Raw genomic sequence first — 20,821 nt, forward strand, 5'->3', positions numbered from 1 at the left:
TTTAATGCAAAGGATATGATTTTTATACAATCTGATTCTATGTTTTTTAAATAATCATTGGGTAAATTATCGTTTTTTAAATAATAGTGAAAAGCCAATACATCAATAAACAACAAAGCATTGGTTATAATGTGTGAAAAGTTTTTACTAATGCTATTCTGATTGGTTTGAATGCGGCCGTCAATTACTTTTTCTAATCGGGAGCTGCGAGAACCTTCAGGTAGTATTTTTTTAATAAAATTAAGGTTTTCTGGCTGAATAATTTTGTAAAATTCATAAACCAGCTCAATGAAATCTTTTGAATCACCTCTTTGGTTTTCAAGTGTATAAACCGAATATAACGTATTTAAAAAACCAACTTTAGTAATTTCATCATACGACCATTTTGAAGTATTTAGCGGCGCTTTTAATTGAAAATTGACTACATAGCCATAAATAAATCCTGTTGTTCTGCAATTTTCATAGAAAGACACATAATTACTTTCAAAATCAAAGAAATTATCCTGATTTTCAGTAAAAAACTTATCAATCCATCCGTTTGCAGAAGGGTTTATCATTTTTTTAGTTTTTCTTTTAAATATTTTCCAGTAATTGAATTCTTGTTTTTAGCCACTTCTTCCGGTGTGCCAAAAGCTATTAATTTACCACCGTTTTCACCACCCTCTGGACCAATATCTAAAATATAATCGGCACATTTGATAAGGTCTAAGTTATGTTCAATTACAATGATTGAATGTCCTTTTTCTAATAAGGCATCAAACGAAGCTAATAATTTCTTGATATCATGAAAATGCAATCCTGTTGTGGGTTCATCAAATACAAATAAGGCTTTGTCTTTAATCGTTCCTTTCACTAAAAATGACGCTAATTTAATACGTTGTGCTTCACCACCTGAAAGGGTAGAAGATGATTGACCAAGTTGTACATAACCTAAACCAACATCTTGTAAAGGTTGTAATTTCTGGGTAATTTTTGTCTGTTTCTGTTCCGTGAAAAAGGAAAGCGCTTCATCAATAGTCATTTTTAGAATGTTGTCAATATTCTTTCCTTCAAAAGTAACTTCTAAAACTTCCTTTTTGAATCGTTTTCCATTACAAACTTCACATTCTAAATGCACATCGGCCATGAATTGCATCTCAATAGTTACTTCGCCATCGCCTTTACAAACTTCACATCTTCCGCCGTCTACGTTAAACGAAAAATGTTTTGCTTGATAATTTCTCAGTTTTGAAAGACTCTGTTTGGCAAATAGTTCACGAATGTCATCATACGCTTTAATATAAGTTACCGGATTAGATCTCGAACTTCTTCCTATGGGGTTTTGATCCACATATTCAATATGTTTGATGTGCGAATAACTTCCTGCTAATTCAGTAAATTGTCCAGCTTTTTCACCAACACCTTCTAATTTTTTTTGAAGTGCCGGAAATAAAATCTTCTTTACCAAAGTACTTTTTCCACTTCCCGAAACACCTGTGATAACCGTTAGACATTCCAATGGAAAGGTGAAATTTTCGTTTTTTAAGTTATTTTCTCTCGCACCAATAACGTCAATATGATTTTTGTATTTTCGTCTTGTTTTTGGCACCGAAATTTCTGCAGAACCATTCAAATATTGCGCAGTTAAGGAATCAAATTTTAGAATTTCGTCATACGTTCCTTGAGCTACTAATTCGCCACCATGCGTTCCAGCTTCCGGACCTATATCAATAATCATATCAGCGGCTTTCATGATGTCTTCGTCGTGTTCAACAACGATAACGGTGTTGCCCAAATCGCGTAGATTTTTTAACACTTCAATCAATCGTTCGGTATCTTTTGGATGTAATCCGATACTTGGTTCGTCTAAAATATACATCGAGCCTACTAAACTGCTTCCTAATGAAGTAGCTAAGTTAATGCGTTGCGATTCTCCTCCAGAAAGCGAGTTTGAATTACGATTTAACGTCAAATAACTCAATCCTACATGGAAAAGAAAGTCCAAACGGTTGTTGATTTCAATTAATAGTCGTTTGGCCACTTTTGCATCGTATTCGTTTAATTTTAATGCTTTAAAAAAGGCAATCAAGTTTATAAATGGTAAATCCACTAAATCTGAAATCGTTTTATCAGCAATTTTAATATAATTTGATTCAATTCGCAATCTCTTTCCTTTACAAACCGGGCATTTTGTTTTTCCACGGTATCTCGAAAGCATTACTCTGTTTTGAATTTTGTAGTTTTTTTCTTCTAATTCTGTAAAAAAATCATGCAAACCCGTAAAGTAAGAATTTCCTTTCCAAACCAATTGTTTTTGTGTCTCTGTAAGCTCAAAATAGGGTTTATGTATTGGGAAATCAAATTTATAAGCGTTGTTGACCAATTGATCTCTATACCAACCCATACTTTCGCCGCGCCATGGATAGATTGCATTTTCATAAATGGATAAAGCCGTGTTTGGAATGACTAAATCAGCATCTATTCCGATAATACTTCCATAGCCTTCACAAGTAGGACAAGCACCATATGGATTATTAAAGCTGAATAAGTGAACATTAGGTTCTAAGAAGGTAAGTCCGTCTAGTTCAAAATTTGCACTAAATTCCATTCGATTTTGCGAATCTACTTCTTGTAAATAGCAAACACCTTTTCCTTCATAGAACGCAGTTTGAACCGCATCGGCTAAACGGTTATAAAATTCTTCTTCATTTTTTACAACAATTCGGTCAACGATTAATAAAATATCTTTATTGTCTAATTGGTGTTGGTCAACCGTATCTAATCGCACCATTTCATTATTGACTAAAATACGTGCAAAACCTTGCTGTAACAATACTTTTAATTTATCTTCTAAAGCACGTCCAGCTTCTAGATGAATAGGAGCGAGTAGCAGCCACTTGCTATCAATTGCAAAATTTTTAACCGAAGTAACAACATCAGAAATTGTATCCTTTTTTACTTCTTTTCCTGAAATAGGAGAATAGGTTTTACCAATGCGTGCAAATAACAACTTGAGATAATCATATATTTCGGTAGAAGTACCCACGGTTGAACGGGCATTACTAGTATTTACTTTTTGTTCAATGGCAATAGCAGGAGCAATTCCTTTGATGTATTCTACTTTTGGTTTATCTAATCTGCCTAGGAATTGGCGCGCATAAGACGATAAACTTTCAACATACCTGCGTTGACCTTCAGCATACAGCGTATCAAAAGCCAAGCTCGATTTTCCTGAACCAGAAAGCCCTGTTATAACCACTAATTTATTTCTAGGAATAGCAACATCTAAATTTTTAAGGTTGTGCAATTGCGCTCCTTTTATTAAGATATTTTTTTTAGGTTCTAACGTTGAAAAATCGGTTTGTATCATTATTGATTTTAATAGATTTGCAAAGATAGTCATTTATTAAAACACAATAAAACTGAAATAAAAAATACATTTTATATACATTAACTAGAAGAATTGAAATTTAAACGATATTTTTACATTCTAAATTTTGAATAACTCATGAATTTTTCTATGAAAAAACTAATTTCTATATTGTTTTTTTTCTTTTCGACTTCTTCTATTGCTCAAGAGTTGTCACCAATTGTAAAATATCCTTCAAGTGTTTACAATGCTGGAAATCAGAACTGGATGATTTCTCAAGATAAAAATCAATTTATGTATTTTGCTAATAATGAAGGCTTGTTAGAATATAATGGCTCAAATTGGACTTTATACCCTTCATCTAATGAAACAAATATACGATGTGTCAAAGTTGTTGGTGATAGAGTTTATTCAGGATGCTACATGGATTTTGGCTACTGGAAAAGACAATCTACAGGGTTATTAAAATACACCTCAATTAGTAAAAAAATAGAAAATAAACTAATTGAAGATGAGCATTTTTGGAATATTATTAGCGTAGATCATTGGGTTTTATTTCAGTCATTTAATAGAATTTATGTATATAATACTAAAGATGATAGTTTTAATTTTATTGATAATCACTCATATATATTTAAATGTTATAAAGTAGAGAATTCTGTTTTTTTTCAAGCTATTGGAAAAGGTTTGTTTGAAATTATAAATGGTAAACAGGTATTAATCTCAAAGGATTCAAGAATTCAAAACAATAGAATTGTTGAAATTTTTAAGGATAAAGAAGGTTTTTTACTTCAAACAGAACGAGCGGGCATTTTTAAACTAGAAAATAAAATAGTGACAAAGTTTCATTTCGTGTCAGAAGCAGAAATTGAAACAAATACAATATTTAGTGCTCAAAAACTTTCTAACGGAAACTTTGCTTTAGGAACAATTTCAAACGGAGTTTATATTCTAGATTCTAATGGAAAAATAAAAAATCATATTACTCAAAATACGGGTTTAAGCAACAATACTGTATTGTCAATCAAAGAAGATTCTGATAATGATTTATGGTTAGGATTAGATAATGGAATTGATTGTGTTAATTTACAATCACCAATAAAAAACCACAAAGATGATGATGGTTATCTAGGCACCGTCTATACTTCCATTAAATTTAATAACAAAATTTATTTAGGAACAAATCAAGGCTTATTTTATAAGAATTTAGACGAACATAGCCGTTTTAATTTTATTAATGGCACAAAAGGGCAAGTTTGGAATTTATTTGAATATGATAATCAGTTGTTTTGCGGACACGATCTAGGAACTTTTATAGTTAGTCATGATAAAATTAAATTAGTATTTAAAGAATCTGGAACTTGGAAATTTAACGTTGATCCAAATAATAAAAACTGCATAATTCAAGGAAATTATAACGGACTATCTGTTTTAGAAAAAATAAATAATAATTGGAGTTTTAAGCATAAAATAAAAGGATATGAAATTTCATCCAGATGTTTTGAAATAACCGATAATAATATTGTTTATGTAGCGCATGGATATAAAGGAATTATTAAAGTTGAACTCAATAAAGAGTTTACAAAAGTTAATAAATTTACCATTCTAAAATCACCAAAAAAAGGAAAAAACATTGGATTGGCAAAATTTAATAACACGATATATTTTGTTGGAAAACAAGGCATATATAAATTAAATTCAAAATTAAATCATCCAGTAAAAGATACTTATTTGAGCGAAATAGTAGCAAAAGGTGGCTATATTTCAGGGAATTTAAATATCGATAAATCAAATAAAATGTGGCTTTTTACTAAAAACTACATTTATTATTTTACTTCAGGAAATTTTGACTCTCAACTTAAAACGCATAAAATTTCAATACCCTTTTCAAAAACTAACCCGATGGCTGGTCATGAAAATATATCGCAAATTGGTAATAATGAATATTTAATTGGAAAAACAGATGGGTATTTTATTATTAATCTAACCGATTATAAAGTTAAAACCCATAACATCATATTAAATTCCGTTTCTGTAAATAAATTAGAAAGTTCACCAAAAAATATTTCTTTGTTAAAGGAGAAAGAGTTGCATTATTTAGAGAATAATATCATCTTTAATTATTCGGTACCTCAATATGATAAATTTATTGAAGTAGAGTACCAATATCAATTAGAAGGTTTCCAAAAACAATGGAGTAGTTGGAGTCCAAAGTCAAGCGTAAATTTTAAAAATTTATCTCCAGGAAAATACACATTAAGAGTAAAAGCTAAAGTAGCAAACACATTAGTAGCAAATAATATTGAGTATGCATTTGAAATTAAAAAACCATGGTATGCTAATAATTTTGCATGGACTATTTATATAATTGTTTTTGTGGTATTTGCATTTTATATTAATAAAGCATACCATAACTATTATAGAAAGCAAAAAGAAAAATTAATTGAAGAAAATAATTTATTGTTAGAAATAGCTGCTTTAGAAAGTGAACAACAATTAATTAAAATTAGAAACGAACAATTAGTGCAAGATGTAGATGCTAAAAATAAAGAATTAGCAGTTTCAAACATGAGTTTAATAAAAAAAGATGAATTATTAACCATAATAAAAGAAGATTTAAAAAAATCAGTTGAAACAAGTGATAATAAAAATTTAAAATCTGTAATATCTACAATTTCTAAAAATATTAGTGAAGACGATTCGTGGAATGCTTTTAAAGAAGCCTTTGATAATGTTGATAAAGATTTTTTAAAGAGAGTAAAATCATTACATCCAAATCTTACTCCTAGCGATTTAAAATTGTGTGCCTATTTAAGGTTGAGTCTTACCTCAAAAGAGATTGCTCCAATGCTTCATATTTCAATCCGAAGTGTAGAAATTAAACGCTATCGTTTGCGAAAAAAGCTAAATTTATCGCATGACAACGGCCTTGTTGATTATACTTCAAAGTTATAACCATACATTTTCGCTTTTTTACATACATCTTTACCTCAACAAAGCGTTAATTTTAACGTTTTTTTTGTTTTTTAATAAAATGATATTTTTATTTTTCCCTTTAAAAACAGGGTGTTTTTATGATATTTGTATTTTATTTGTAAAAAATATGAGAATTGTATATTTTTTGTTGTGGTTATTTAGAAAGATGCAAAAGGTTTATTGAATAATTTAACAACCTGTTAACAAGACGTAAATGGTCCTGTTAAAATTAACTAAACTAAATTTATTCACTTATGAATTTAAAGCCACTATTAAACAGATTTAGGGAAAATATTTTTCTAATATCTATGTTATTCGTCTTTATTACATCTGCACATGCTCAGAAATCTATTTCTGGAAAAGTTATTTCAGATGGAGTTCCATTAATTGGTGCAAATGTGTTAGTAAAAGGTACTAATACATTAACGGTAACCGATTTTGACGGAAAGTTTTTATTATCAGTTTCAAATGATGCTGATCTATTAGTTGTTTCTTATATAGGATATGTATCAAAAGAAGTGCAAATTACTGAAGGAGAAATGACAATCAATTTAGTTGAAGATGTAACTCAACTTAAAGAAGTTATTGTAAATGTTGGTTATGGCACTCAAAAGAAAAGTGTTAATACTGGCGCAATATCTAAAGTATCTTCAAAAGATTTAGAAAAAGTTCCTAATTCTAGAATTGAACAAGCTTTACAAGGTAGAGTATCGGGTGTAACCATTGCTCAAAATTCGGGTTCACCAGGTTCAAGTTCTACTATTAGAGTAAGGGGTGTTACAACTTTTGGCTCTGGAAATAATCCATTATGGGTTGTAGATGGAATTGTAGTTGATCAAAGTGGAATAGGCTTTATTAATCAGTCTGATATCGAATCTATTGAAGTATTAAAAGATGCCGCTTCTGCTGCAATTTATGGTACTAGAGCCGCTACAGGTGTAATTTTAGTAACTACTAAAAAAGGAAAAGCAGGAAAAATAAGTGTTAATTACACAGGTTTCTCTGGTGTTTCTTCTCCAGAACGAACTTTAAAAGTTTTAAATGCAACTCAGTATGGTGCTATTATGAATGAAAAAGCGGCTGCTGCTGGTCAAACTCAACCATTTCCAAATTTATCTTTACTAGGAAAAGGTACAGACTGGCAAAAAGAAGTTTTTAACAATAGCGCTAGCAGATCAAACCATGAACTAAGTTTTAGTGGAGGTAATGATACTTCTAATTTTTACATTTCGTTAGGAATGCAAGATCAACAAGGTATTGTTGCAACCGATATTTCAAACTATACTAAAAAGAATTTTAGAATTAACTCTAATCATAAAATTTCTAAAGTTTTTAATATTGGTCAAACGTTAGCTTATACAAATCAAAAACAAATAGGTATTGGAAGTCAAAATACTGAATTTGGGGGTGTTTTAAGTTCAGCAATTATGTTAGATCCAACAACTCCAGTTGTTGTGACTGACCCAGTGATAGCTAATGGCGCTCCATACAATCAAACAGATCCAAACCAAGTAGGACATTATGTTATTAGAGATACTAATGGTAATCCATACGGAATTTCTTCTATGGTAGGACAAGAAATTGTGAATCCTGTAGCTTTCATGAAAACTCAAAGAGGTAACTTTGGTTGGTCTGATGATTTTGTGGCTAATTTATTTATAGAAGCAAATATTATTTCTGGATTAAAATTTAGAACAAATTTTGGTGGAAAAAAAGCATTTTATGGTAACGAATATTTTTCTCCTAAAAATTATTTGAACGCTTCTTCTAATAGTAATAGAAATAGCTTAACAAGAAATGAAGGTAAAGCTTTTGATTGGATTATTTCAAATACTTTAACCTACACTAAACAAATCAATAATCATAGTTTTACAATATTATTAGGTCAAGAAGTTAATGAGTTAAATGTAGGAACTTATACAGGAATATCACATTCTAATTTACCTACAAATAATTATCAAGAAGCATCGTTTAATTTTAATATTCCTTCAGCAGATAGAACTGGTTTTTCGACAACAAACGTACCTCATAGACTAACTTCTTTATTTACAAGGGTAAATTATGATTTTAAAGAAAAATATCTTTTTACAGGTATTTTTAGAAAAGATGGGTCTTCTAAATTTGGACCAAACGAAAAATATGGATATTTCCCATCAGTTTCTATAGGATGGGTAGTTTCTAAAGAAGATTTTTGGAACACTAACAGTTATGTAAATTCCTTAAAATTAAAAGGAGGCTATGGAGTTACTGGAAATACAGGTAGTTTACCAGATTTTAGATATTTAGCACTTGTTGCAGGAGGTTCAAATTATACATTTGGTAACGCAAATGGAATAATTACAGGATATGCTCCAACAACATTAGATAATCCAGATTTACATTGGGAAGAAACATCACAAGGTAATTTTGGTTTAGATGCAAGATTATTAAATGATTTCACCCTTGGAGCTGAATATTTTGTTAAAAAAACTTCAGGTATTTTACAACAAGTAAGTATTCCTGGTTATGTAGGTGTAAATCAAAATCCTTGGGCTAATGTAGCTGATATGGAAAACAGAGGACTTGAGTTAGAATTAGGATATAAAAAACGTTTTAACGAATTGAATATTTCTGCAAATGCTGTTTTTTCTACTCTTAAAAATGAAGTTACTAATATTGGAAGAGGTGTTGACTTTTTAACACAAGATGCAGCAGGATTTCAATCAATGGGAGTGGTAACAAGAACTCAAGTTGGTGAAGCTTATAATTCGTTCTACGGATTTCAAACGGCTGGAATATTCCAAAATGTTGCCGAAATTAATACTTATACTAATTCATCAGGAGGTTTAATTCAGCCAAATGCAGTGCCTGGAGATTTTAGATGGGTTGATAATAATGGTGACGGACAAATTACTGATGCGGATAAAAAGTTCTTAGGAAGTCCAATTCCTAAATACAATTTTGGATTTACTTTCAACGCAGAATACAAAAACTTTGATGTAATGGTATTTGCTCAAGGTGCCGGAGGAAATAAAATTTTCCAAGGACTTCGCAGATTAGATGTAGGTAATGCAAATTATCAAACAGAAGTATTAGACCGTTGGCATGGAGAAGGAACTTCTAATAGCTATCCAAGAATTACAAATAATGATACAAATGGAAATTTTGGTAAAATGTCTGATTTTTATTTAGAAGATGGTAATTACGTAAGATTAAAATTGGTTCAATTGGGTTATTCTTTACCTCAAAGATTTATCAATAAAATAGGCGCAAGTAAAATTAGATTATTTGTTAATGCAGAAAATTTAATTACTCTAACAAAATATTCTGGTTATGATCCAGAAATTGGAGGAACTACAATGGGAATAGACAAAGGATATTACCCACAAGCACGTTCTTTTATATTTGGAGCTAATCTACAATTTTAAAAAAAACTGAAAATGAAAAAAATTAAGTATTTAGTAATTGTTGCAGTATTAGCTACCACAATTACATCTTGTACAAAAGACTATCTTGAACTTACACCAGATGGTCAAGCTCTCTCTTCAAATTATTATAAAAATGAAGCACAAGCATTTGCTGGATTAGTGGCAACTTATGATGTGTTGAGAAAAAACTCGGGTGGTTTTGAAAATATGATAACCATGATGAATGCAGGTTCTGATGATCATTTTGCCGGCGGAGGTGGTGCTACAGATGGTGTTGGAATTCAAAGTTTCTCAAATTATTCTCAAAATTCAAATACAATACCACGAAGTTTTTGGAATGATCATTATCAAGGAATATTAAGAGCCAATGTTTTATTAGATAGATTACCAGGAGTAGATATGGACAATGTAAAAAAACTTCGATTTGCGGCAGAAGCTAAAACATTACGAGCTATTTATTATTTTAATTTAGTTAGAATGTTTAAAAATGTTCCTTTAATTCTAGAACAGTTAACACCTTCTAATATGTATTCGCAAGCTCAAGCTAATCCTACAGCGGTTTATGCGCAAATTGAATTAGACTTAATGCAAGCTAAAGCAGATTTGCCAACGACACTTTCAAGTAGCGAGTATGGAAGACTAACTAAAGGTGCTGCACAAGCAATATTAGGAAAAGTATATTTGTATGATGGTAAAAACACATTAGCAGCAGCAGAACTAGCTGATGTTAATGGAACACCAGGAGGAACAAGTATTTATGGATACCAACTTTTATCAAATTATAACGATTTGTGGACAGTTGCAAATAAATTCAATTCAGAATCAATTTTAGAAGTTATGCACACAAGTGCCGGAAATTCGCATTGGGGTGTTTGGGGTTCTGGTAGCGATGAAGGAAATACAGCAAACGTTATGTGTGGCCCAAGAGGTTATCTTAAAATAGCACCTTCTGCTCCAGACTTGCCTTCTGGTTGGAGTTTTAATGTTATTACCCAAGACCTATACAATGTATTAGTTGGTGATAACCGTTTTAATGCTACAATATTAGATGCTAAAGCACTTAAAACAGCAGGAGATATCGATTATATAGCTGGTTATGAAAATACAGGATATTTTTTAAACAAGTTTGTTCCAAGACAATCTGATGTTACTACTGGCGCCGGAGATGCAGTATTAAACTATCAACAAAACACTTATGTTATTAGATTAGCAGATACTTATTTACTTGAAGCAGAAGCTTTAGGAGGTTCTGGAACAAGAGCACAAGCTTTATTAGATGCTGTTAGATCTAGAGCAGGATTATCATCTGTACCAGTTTCAATGACTGCTATAAAAACTGAAAGAAGAAAAGAATTAGCTGGTGAAGGTCATCGCTTTTTTGATTTAGTTAGATGGGGCGATGCAGCATCTGCTTTATCAAGTAGAGGTTTTGTAGCCGGAAAGCATGAAATTTTCCCAATTCCTTTTAAAGAATTAGAAAATACAATACTAGTTCAAAATCCAGGTTATAATTAATAAATAATTGACATGAAAAATATAAAAAAGATAATTGGCTTTTGTTTAATTCTTACAACTTTTTTTAGTTGTTCATTAAACGATAATCTTGAAGATAATACTGATATTAATGGTGCAGAAATTGTAACTCAAGATAAAATTTTTGATATTAGTACAGATAATTCAGGATTGGTTAGAATTACTCCAATAAGTGAAGGTGGAATGTCCTATGAAGTACAATATGGTCATGGAACTGGTGTAGGGGCTTCTGCGATAGTTAATCCAGGCGCAAGTACAACTCATATTTATCCAGAAGGTAATTATACAGTAACTATAATTTCAACCGATATTACAGGTAATTCAACCACAAATACTTATCCTTTATCAGTTGTATATGTTGCTCCTACCAATGTTGTAGTAATTCAAAATTTTGCAGGAACAGTTTTAACTGTAACAGCAACAGCAACAAATGCAAATGGTTTTACAGTTAATTGGGGAGATGCATCTTCAACTCAAACAATGTCAGGTTCTTTAGGAGGCACTTTTACAGCTCCAACTCATAATTATGCTCCTGGCGTTTATACTTTAACTGTAACAGCTCTTAGTGGTGGTATAGCTACTACAACGGTAACATATCCTGTTACTGTTAACGCTCCTTTTGGATTACCAATTACTTATGAAAGTCCAATACAAAATTATAATATTGGTGGAACTTTTGGAGGGGTTGATGTTGCTCAAGTAGCAAATCCATTTCCTGGAGGCATAAACACTAGTGCAACCGTTAGAAGATACACAAAAACTAATAGTGCTGCATCTTGGAGCGGAACTTGGACACCTCTTTCTGCACCAAATGGCGTGCCAATTGATATAAGTAATGGTTCAAAAATTAAAGTAATGGTTTATTCTACTGAAGTTGGAAAATTATTAAATGTAGAAATTGAACAAGGTAGTGGTGGAGTTTCAAACAAAGTATTGAAAGTTGCTTCAACTGTAGCAAATCAATGGGAAGAATTAGTTTTTGATTTTGGAACTTTTGGAATTCCAGCAGGAACAACTTTTGGACAATTGGTTTTTAGATATAATGATGCTGCTTCTGGCGTAGGTGAAGTAATTTATTTAGATAATATAACTCAATCAAATTAATTTAATCAAAAATGAAAAATAAATTAAAATATATGATTGCTGCATCTTTTGCTTTTGCAATTTTGTTTGTAGCTTGTCAAGATGATGACCATAATTTAGGTGATTTAAAAACGCCTACAAATTTTGTTATTAATACAAATATTGTTGGTCAGAGCGCAACATTTCCAAACGGTGATGGTTCAGGAAATGTTAATATTACATTAAGCTCAAATGGAGCAGTTTCTTATAAAATAGGATATAATTTAGTAAGCGAACCTACTACATCAAGTTTTGAAATTTATCCAAGCGGTGTTTTACTTAAAAAGTTTGAAGAACCAGGAGAAAAAACATATAGAATTACTGCAGTTGCTTATGGTGCTGGTGGGGTAACATCCACAACTACTAAAGATATTACTGTTAGATTTGATTTTAATATGGATCCTACTATTATTCAAAATTTAACTAATGGTACGTCAAAAGCATGGGTTGTTGATAAATCTGTTGCTGGACATTTAAGAATTGGCCCATGGTCTGATCCTTCATCGCATTGGTGGAGTGCTGGTATTGACGAAAAAGTTGCATGTTGTAATTGTTTTTATACAGCAACTTATACTTTTGTTAAAACCCCTTCTAACACTTACCAATTAGCTGTTGCATCTCCAGACGGAATATTTATGAACACAAATAGTGCTGAAAATAATCTTGGAGTTTCTGCAAATTCAGGTGAAATGTGTTATCCTTTGTCGCAACCAACAAAAGGAATTAATTTTGGTGACGCAGCTTCATCGTTCCCTTCAACTTATTTTTCAGATGTTACTAGTACCACTGGGTATAAAATTTCAGTTGCTGGAAATGATGGTTTTATAGGTTATGGATCTGCAAGCAATACATACGAAATATTAGAAAGTACACCTACTTATTTATATTTGAGAAGTAGAGGTGTTAATCAAGGTAATTTTTGGTACATCAAATTAAAACCTGCTTTGTAAAATAAGAATTAAATGAGGGTGTTTATAAAATACAAATTCTGTTTTTCTAATTTATTTAACTATGTCGATTTTTCGGTTTTTAAGTATAAAATTAGTGATACTATAATTTTTTAAGCACCAATACAAGTTTTTTAAAAAAAACGAACTAACCGAGTTTAGCGAAACAAGTTTGTACCTTTTTGAACACCCTCATTAAAAATAATTGGAATGAAAACAATTGTCAAAAAAGTATTTTTTTTCTATAAACTGTCATTATTTATAATTTTTATTAGTTGTAGTAGTGATGGCGCCAGTAATCCATTAAATAATACACCTTATAATATAGATATCAACACTCAAATTATAGGACAAAGTACAACATATCCTAATGGAGATGGAACAGGAATTGTAAATTTTACTATTTCGGCAACTAATGCAACATCGTATAAAATCCTAGTAGGTTCTGAAATCATTAACTCTTCAACGGGTTTTTTTAGTTTTACATTTAATGATTTAGGAACTAATAGTTATTCGATTATTGCATCTGCTTATAATGGTGATAATTTTATATCAACAAACAAAACAATTGTTGTTTATGTTGCTCCAACTTTAGTTTGGTTTGATGAATTTAATAACAATGGTGTGCTAGATGCTACCAAATGGAATTATGAAACAGGAGCTGGCGGATGGGGAAATAATGAACTGCAATATTACACTGCTAGATCAGAAAATGTAACTGTTCAAGACGGCGTTTTGAAGATAAATATAATAAAAGAATTATATAACGGTAGTAATTATACTTCTGCAAGAATTGTAACAAAAGATAAGTATTCATTCAAGTACGGAAAAGTTGAAATGAGAGCAAAACTTCCTTCTGGTGCGGGCACTTGGCCTGCCTTATGGATGCTAGGAAACAATATTTCTTCTGTTAGTTGGCCAGCATGTGGCGAAATTGATATTATGGAACATGTAGGTAATCAACTAAATAAAATTTATGGCACACTTCATCATCCTGGTCATTTTGGAGGCACTGCAGATGGAGGTAATACTACAATAAGCAATGCAACAACAGAATTTCATATTTATTCAATAGATTGGACATCATCATATATTAAATTTTATGTAGACAATCAACTGTTTTACACTTTTACAAATAATAGTAGTTTGCCTTTTAATCAAAACTTCTTCTTTATTTTTAATTGTGCAATGGGTGGAAATTTTGGAGGAACAGTAGATCCTAATTTTACTTTGGCTACATTTGAAGTTGATTATGTTAGGGTTTACCAATAATATTTATTTTAAGTTAGTTTGATCAAAATGGAGTTTTTGTTTTAGATAAATAGAAACTCTTTTTGATTTTTTAATGATTAAGTATGAGAAATTTATCAAAAAATATTTTCGCTTTTTTTTTATTCTTTTTTTGTTCTCAACTCAAATCTCAATCTTATGAGTTCATGACTTATAATATTAGACTAGACATTGCTTCTGATGGCAATAATAGTTGGGGTAATAGAAAAGATTTCTTTGTTTCTCAAATTAAGTATTGCGAACCTGATATTTTAGGTATTCAAGAAGCAAAACCTAACCAAGTCGTTGATTTAACTAATGCTCTTACCAATTACGATAATGTAGGAATTGGAAGAGAAGGTATTGGTAAAGGTGAATCTTCAAATATTTTTTTTAATAAAGATAAATTTGTAGTTCTTAAAACTAATACTTTTTGGCTATCTGAAACACCAGATACAATTTCTAAAGGTTGGGATGCTGCATTTAATAGGGTTTGTACCTATGTTTTACTAAAAGATAAAAAATTAAAAAATAAGTTTTGGGTATTTAATACACATTTAGATCATATTGGTGAGGTTGCAAAAGCTAACAGCATTAAATTAATTATTGCTAAAATTAAAGAACTTAATTCAGATAAATACCCAGTTATTTTTATGGGAGATTTTAATTTACTTCCTACCGATGATAGAATAATTAGTTTAAAAAATGAAATGACTGATTGTAGAGATGTTACTGAACAAAAACCATTTGGACCATCAGGAACTTTTAATAATTTTAAACATGATGAACCAGTTACCAAGTTAATTGATTATATTTTTATATCTAAAGATAATAGAATTAAAGTAAAAAAATATGCCATTTTAAGCGACTCAATTGATTTACAATATCCATCAGATCATTTTCCTGTTTTTGTTAAAATTAAATTTGAAAAATAAAAATGTATTATACAATGAACAAATTATTTATTACAACACTATTAATTGTTTCAAACGCATGTTCTCAATCATTAGAAGTAGATAATTCTAATCCAATAATAACGCCAACAATTAATCAAGTTGATGTTTGGTTAACAAAACCAGATGAATCTGTAAAACTTGAAAAGCAAAATTTAATTTTAGCATTCAACACTAATTACAATACTTATCAAAATATTGAAATAAATTCTTCACAAACCTATCAAACTATCGATGGCTTTGGATTTACACTAACAGGCGGTAGTGTTGAAGTAATTAATCAATTAACACCAACCAAAAAACAACAGTTATTACAAGAACTTTTTGGAACTTCAGAAAACTCAATTGCAATAAGTTATTTGAGAATAAGCATCGGTGCTTCTGATTTGAATGGAACCGTTTTTTCATATAACGATATGCCATCAGGTCAAACAGATACTGCATTGTCAAATTTTAGCCTAACTCCAGATAATGCTTTGATTGAAATGTTAAAATACATTTTATTAATTAATCCAAATATCAAAATAATGGCGACGCCTTGGTCTCCTCCAGTTTGGATGAAAGATAATAACAGCAGTATAGGCGGAAGTTTACAACCCATATATTATAGTGTTTATGCACAATATTTTGTAAAATATATTCAACAAATGCAGTTGCAAGGCATTACTATTGATGCAATTACTCCACAAAACGAACCATTGCATCCAGGTAATAATCCAAGTTTAAGTATGTTTGCAGCACAGCAGATTGATTTCATAAAAAATCATTTAGGACCCGCTTTTCAAGCCGCTAATATTACTACAAAAATTGTTGCATATGACCATAATTGTGATAAACCTGAATATCCCTTAGAAGTTTTGAATGACCCGCAAGCGAATTCTTTTGTTGATGGTTCTGCTTTTCATCTTTATGCTGGAGATATTTCTGCTTTAAGCACGCTTCATAACGCATTTCCTAATAAAAATGTTTATTTTACAGAGCAATGGACGGGTTCTAATGGAACTTTTTCGGGAGATTTAAAATGGCATTTAAAAAATGTGATTATTGGAGCAACAAGAAATTGGAGCAAAAATGCTTTAGAATGGAATTTAGCAAATAATACAACTTACGGTCCTCACACACCAGGTGGTTGTACAATGTGTAAAGGAGCATTAACTATTATAAGTAGCGAAAACTTTACCCGAAATGTGGCGTATTATATTATTGCACACGCCTCAAAATTTATACCAATGGGCTCAGTAAGAATCGCCTCTAATCTTTTACCAAATTTGAATAATGTTGCTTTTAAAACACCTTCGGGAAAAATCGTATTAATCGTTCAAAATGACGGATCTACATCTGAAATTTTTAATATCAAAATAAACGGAAAATGGGTTACAACATCTCTAGACGGAGGCGTTGTAGCAACCTATGTATTTTAAATATTTTAGATTTCGAAAACAGGTATTAACAACAAATTTATACAAACAAATACCTAATAACCATTAAAAACCTACATTATGAACAAATTAATTATTTTTCTTTTTAGCTTTTTTTTAATAGCAGGATGTTCTTCTATCAAAGAAACTAACTCAAGTAAAAATATTCAAGTGTATACTTCTGCAAACCAAACTAATCTTAGATTGTCAAAATCAGATACACTTCTTTACTTTAAAGAAATAAAACAACCATTAGAAACACAGGTCTGCATTTTTGTAAGTCCAAATAAAAAATTTCAAACATTTTTAGGAATTGGTGGTGCTATTACTGATGCTTCAGCAGAAGTTTTTGCAAGTCTTTCAGCAGAAAAACAACAAGAATTTATAAATGCGTATTTCAATAAAAATAAAGGAATTGGTTATACTTTAGTAAGAACAAATATGAATAGTTGCGACTTTAGTTCTGCAAGTTATACTTATATTAAAGATGGAGATAAAGACTTAAATTCTTTTAATATTGATACAGATAAACAATTCAAAATTCCATTGATAAAAAAAGCAATGAATGCAATAGGTTCTAATGCCTCTTTTTACATAAGTCCTTGGTCTCCACCAGCTTTTATGAAAGATAATAATAACATGCTTAGAGGCGGTAAATTATTACCTCAATATTATCAGTCTTGGGCAAATTATTACGTTAAATATATTCAGGCACTTCAAAATGAAGGTTTATCTGTTTGGGGGCTAACCATTCAAAACGAACCAATGGCTACTCAAATATGGGAGTCTTGTGTTTTTACCGCAGAGGAAGAACGAGATTTCTTAAAAAACTATCTTGGACCAACACTTAATAAAGCAGGTTTTGGAAATAAAAAAATTACAATTTGGGATCATAATAGAGATTTAATAACACAAAGAGTTAGTGCCGTTTTAGAAGATAATGAAGCTAATAAATATGTTTGGGGAATTGGATTTCATTGGTACGAAAACTGGAGTGGTGGTGATCAAATGTATGAAAACATTGGAAAAATTAACGAGATGTATCCCGATAAGAACTTGATTTTTACAGAAGGATGTGTTGAAAAGTTTGATGCGGCAAAGTATCAACTATGGACAAACGGCGAACGTTATGGTAAGTCAATGATAAATGATTTTAATAATGGAACCGTGGGTTGGACAGACTGGAATATTTTGTTAAACGAAAATGGCGGTCCAAATCATGTTAAAAACTTTTGCTTTGCTCCAATTCATGCGGATTTAAAAACAGGTCAATTAATCTATACACCTTCCTATTATTTTATAGGACATTTTTCAAAGTTTATAGATAAAGGCGCAAAAAGAATTAGTAGTTCTTCCAGTAGAAGTCAATTATTAACAACCTCATTTCAAAATCCTGATGGAAAAGTTGTAACTGTGGTTATGAATCAATCGGATAAAGAAATTAAATACCTTTTATGTGTAGGAATCAACGCTACCGATGTTACAATATTACCAAGAGCAATTCAAACATTGGTTTTTTAAGTAGTAAGAATTTGATTTCTGAAAATATTATAAAGTTATTCTCTTAAAATATGCACAAAAAGAGAATAAAATAACAAGCAAAAAAATTATTTACTTTAAAAGTATAACTTTTCTTCCTGAATGCGAACTAGCATCAAATAAAAATATTCTTAAAAAAATTATAACTCAATTTTTTTAAGAATAAATTCTATGTTGCCATTTGAAAAATATAAAACAAAGTTTTCCTAATGGTTTTATCAGTAATTTTCAATCTCTTTTATTTATAAAACGGACATTATGTTTATTCACGTCATCTTTAAAGCATCACTCTGTTTTAATTTTGTAGTTTCTACTCCTTTTATTAAGATATTTTTTTTGGGTTCTAACGTTGAAAAATCGGTTTGTATCATTATTGATTTTAATAGATTTGCAAAGATAATTAATCTTGTTCAAGTTACTACGAATCATTCTGTTTTTCAATTCTATTTTTATTCAAAATAACACTAAAGAAAACGTTGTAGTATAATTTATTTATCATACTCAAACTATACAACACCTATACAAATTCATTTTTATCATCATTTTTTATATCATAAATAATTGATTTTCAAGATTTTATATATTCTACTTTGAAATATAAATATTTGACATAAAAAAGGGCTGTGTATAGTTTCTATATATAAAATGAGAATTGTGTATTTATTTTAAGGTATAATTTTACATTATTCAATTTTTAACTAATTAAATTAAATATTATGAAGAAAATTACTTTGTTTGTTTTTCTTGCAGCTTGTTCAATTTCTCAAGCTCAAGAATTTCCTTTGAATTTTACAAATTCAAATCAATTGTTTGAAGGTTTTGGTGGTGCAACAACTTCCCTTGTTCCAGATCCAACGGCTTCTACCAATCAAGTATTACGTGTTGTTGGTAATGGTGAATTTTATGACACGGCTCAGTTAAATTTATTAACAAATTATATAAATTTAGCAGATAATGCTAATAACACCATAACTTTTAGGGTTAAACCTGAAGCAGATTACGGTACAAGAACACACCTTCTAAAGTTTCAATCTCCAGGAACTGGAGTTGGTGCTACGCAAACAGAACTTACTTTTGATACCTCAGGTACTGCTTGGACAACTATAACTTTAGATTTTCCGGCAGGACTATCAAGTTACAAATTAATGGTTCTTTTTCCAGATTTTGGTAATGCATTTGTTGGAACTTATTTATTTGATGATTTTGCAGGTGCAACAAATATTGCACCGCCTGCCCCAGTAGCTGGTCCATTAACTAATTCTCCAGTGCCACCAAATAGATTGGCTTCTGAAGTAGTTTCTATTTATAGTGATGCTTATACAAGTATTTCACCTATGGTTTTTGATGCTGGTTGGTGTGGTTCAAGTTCAGTAGAACAAACGACAGCTGGTGGTGTTGGTAATAATGTAACTTACTATAAAGGAAATCCTTGTCAGGGTATTACTTTTCAAAGTGCAGTCCAGAATTTCACAGGTCTTACTAACTTGCATGTGGATTTATTTATTGCTTCTGGAACTAACCTTATAGGAAAAGTTTTTAACTTGAAAATCGTACCTGTTACTGGTGCTGTAACAGAATTTAATATTGATTTAAATGCACTTTCTCCTGCTCCTGTACCTGGTACTTGGTATTCATATGACAAAGTAATTAGTTATAGTGGACCCACTAATAATATTCATGAATTTGGAGTTACAAGTAATCTAAACAATATCGTTTGGTATGATAATCTTTATTTTCATAAAAATACAACAATGTCATCTGATAGTTTTGAAGCTTCAAAAGTGAAACTATATCCAAACCCAACATCAAATGTATTGAACATTGAAAGTGGTGGAACTATTCAAACTATTTCAGTTTATAATGTTTTGGGTCAGGAAGTGATCAACAAAGCATTAAACAGTACTTCAACTGCGCTTGATGTTTCTAGTTTAAATTCTGGAATCTATGTAGTTAAAACGGTTGTAGATGGTGTAACATCTTCTACTAAGTTTATCAAACAATAGATATACACTATATTATTTATTTAAAGACTGCTAGAAATAGCAGTCTTTTTTTTATTTTAAAAAATAATATATATCTTTAGTTCCTTTAATTGTAACATAAATGAAATTTTATAAAATTCACTTTTCTTGTTTACTTCTTTTATTTGTTTTCGCAACTAATTATGCGCAGCAATTACCGCCCATTGTAAAATATTCAAAAGATATTTATAATGCAGGAATTCAAAACTGGATGATTTCTCAGGATAATCAGCGGTTTATGTATTTTGCGAATAACGAAGGCTTACTAGAGTATAACGGTTCAAAAT

General features: G+C 30.5%; 12 protein-coding genes and 1 pseudogene. 11 read left to right on the forward strand and 2 right to left on the reverse strand.

The window, feature by feature from the left end; all coding sequences use genetic code 11:
- Positions 1-557 (reverse strand): annotated as a pseudogene (locus ACIQZC_RS02525) (hypothetical protein); the annotation flags it as partial.
- Positions 554-3,349, reverse strand: coding sequence for an excinuclease ABC subunit UvrA (uvrA, locus tag ACIQZC_RS02530; protein ID WP_396137662.1), 2,796 nt, complete (start codon positions 3,347-3,349; stop codon positions 554-556). The pseudogene ACIQZC_RS02525 and the gene uvrA, both read right to left, overlap by 4 nt.
- Positions 3,350-3,499: 150 nt before the next feature.
- On the opposite strand from uvrA, the gene ACIQZC_RS02535 reads away from it, so the two are divergent.
- The 11 genes from ACIQZC_RS02535 to ACIQZC_RS02585 form a co-directional block, all read left to right on the forward strand.
- Positions 3,500-6,304, forward strand: a complete 2,805-nt coding sequence (locus ACIQZC_RS02535) for a triple tyrosine motif-containing protein (RefSeq protein WP_396137663.1) — start codon at positions 3,500-3,502, stop codon at positions 6,302-6,304.
- 329 nt (positions 6,305-6,633) lie between these two features.
- Positions 6,634-9,732, forward strand: coding sequence for a SusC/RagA family TonB-linked outer membrane protein (locus tag ACIQZC_RS02540; RefSeq protein WP_396137664.1), 3,099 nt, complete (start codon positions 6,634-6,636; stop codon positions 9,730-9,732).
- 12 nt (positions 9,733-9,744) lie between these two features.
- The gene (locus ACIQZC_RS02545; RefSeq protein WP_396137665.1) at positions 9,745-11,247 is read left to right on the forward strand and encodes a RagB/SusD family nutrient uptake outer membrane protein; all 1,503 of its coding nucleotides are present in this window, start codon (positions 9,745-9,747) and stop codon (positions 11,245-11,247) included.
- A gap of 12 nt (positions 11,248-11,259) precedes the next feature.
- Positions 11,260-12,369, forward strand: a complete 1,110-nt coding sequence (locus ACIQZC_RS02550; protein WP_396137666.1) for a hypothetical protein — start codon at positions 11,260-11,262, stop codon at positions 12,367-12,369.
- An 11-nt stretch (positions 12,370-12,380) separates the two neighbouring features.
- Positions 12,381-13,337 carry a hypothetical protein gene (locus ACIQZC_RS02555; RefSeq protein ID WP_396137667.1) on the forward strand — a complete coding sequence of 319 codons (957 nt, stop codon included), beginning with the start codon at positions 12,381-12,383 and terminating at the stop codon, positions 13,335-13,337.
- 207 nt (positions 13,338-13,544) lie between these two features.
- Entirely contained in the window at positions 13,545-14,606 is a 1,062-nt protein-coding gene (locus ACIQZC_RS02560; protein ID WP_396137668.1) for a family 16 glycosylhydrolase, read from the forward strand.
- 164 nt (positions 14,607-14,770) lie between these two features.
- Positions 14,771-15,538, forward strand: a complete 768-nt coding sequence (locus ACIQZC_RS02565; RefSeq protein ID WP_396137669.1) for an endonuclease/exonuclease/phosphatase family protein — start codon at positions 14,771-14,773, stop codon at positions 15,536-15,538.
- A gap of 14 nt (positions 15,539-15,552) precedes the next feature.
- Complete coding sequence (locus tag ACIQZC_RS02570; RefSeq protein ID WP_396137670.1) at positions 15,553-16,977, forward strand: glycoside hydrolase family 30 beta sandwich domain-containing protein; 1,425 nt, start codon at positions 15,553-15,555, stop codon at positions 16,975-16,977.
- Between the two features lie 78 nt (positions 16,978-17,055).
- Positions 17,056-18,495 carry a glycoside hydrolase family 30 beta sandwich domain-containing protein gene (locus tag ACIQZC_RS02575; protein ID WP_396137671.1) on the forward strand — a complete coding sequence of 480 codons (1,440 nt, stop codon included), beginning with the start codon at positions 17,056-17,058 and terminating at the stop codon, positions 18,493-18,495.
- Positions 18,496-19,229: 734 nt separating this feature from the next.
- Entirely contained in the window at positions 19,230-20,516 is a 1,287-nt protein-coding gene (locus ACIQZC_RS02580) for a T9SS type A sorting domain-containing protein (protein ID WP_396137672.1), read from the forward strand.
- A gap of 100 nt (positions 20,517-20,616) precedes the next feature.
- Positions 20,617-20,821, forward strand: a 205-nt coding sequence (locus ACIQZC_RS02585; protein WP_396137673.1) for a hypothetical protein, incomplete at its 3' end; no start/stop codon positions are given.

Origin of the sequence: Flavobacterium sp. (assembly GCF_044338735.1) — a bacterium.
Lineage (GTDB): Bacteria > Bacteroidota > Bacteroidia > Flavobacteriales > Flavobacteriaceae > Flavobacterium.

What these genes read in the sequence shown, in the direction of transcription:
- uvrA (WP_396137662.1), bottom strand. Translation starts at nt 3,349, where the DNA reads ATGATACAAACCGATTTTTCAACGTTAGAACCTAAAAAAAATATCTTA.
- ACIQZC_RS02535 (WP_396137663.1), top strand. Translation starts at nt 3,500, where the DNA reads ATGAAAAAACTAATTTCTATATTGTTTTTTTTCTTTTCGACTTCTTCT.
- ACIQZC_RS02540 (WP_396137664.1), top strand. Translation starts at nt 6,634, where the DNA reads ATGTTATTCGTCTTTATTACATCTGCACATGCTCAGAAATCTATTTCT.
- ACIQZC_RS02545 (WP_396137665.1), top strand. Translation starts at nt 9,745, where the DNA reads ATGAAAAAAATTAAGTATTTAGTAATTGTTGCAGTATTAGCTACCACA.
- ACIQZC_RS02550 (WP_396137666.1), top strand. Translation starts at nt 11,260, where the DNA reads ATGAAAAATATAAAAAAGATAATTGGCTTTTGTTTAATTCTTACAACT.
- ACIQZC_RS02555 (WP_396137667.1), top strand. Translation starts at nt 12,381, where the DNA reads ATGAAAAATAAATTAAAATATATGATTGCTGCATCTTTTGCTTTTGCA.
- ACIQZC_RS02560 (WP_396137668.1), top strand. Translation starts at nt 13,545, where the DNA reads ATGAAAACAATTGTCAAAAAAGTATTTTTTTTCTATAAACTGTCATTA.
- ACIQZC_RS02565 (WP_396137669.1), top strand. Translation starts at nt 14,771, where the DNA reads ATGACTTATAATATTAGACTAGACATTGCTTCTGATGGCAATAATAGT.
- ACIQZC_RS02570 (WP_396137670.1), top strand. Translation starts at nt 15,553, where the DNA reads ATGAACAAATTATTTATTACAACACTATTAATTGTTTCAAACGCATGT.
- ACIQZC_RS02575 (WP_396137671.1), top strand. Translation starts at nt 17,056, where the DNA reads ATGAACAAATTAATTATTTTTCTTTTTAGCTTTTTTTTAATAGCAGGA.
- ACIQZC_RS02580 (WP_396137672.1), top strand. Translation starts at nt 19,230, where the DNA reads ATGAAGAAAATTACTTTGTTTGTTTTTCTTGCAGCTTGTTCAATTTCT.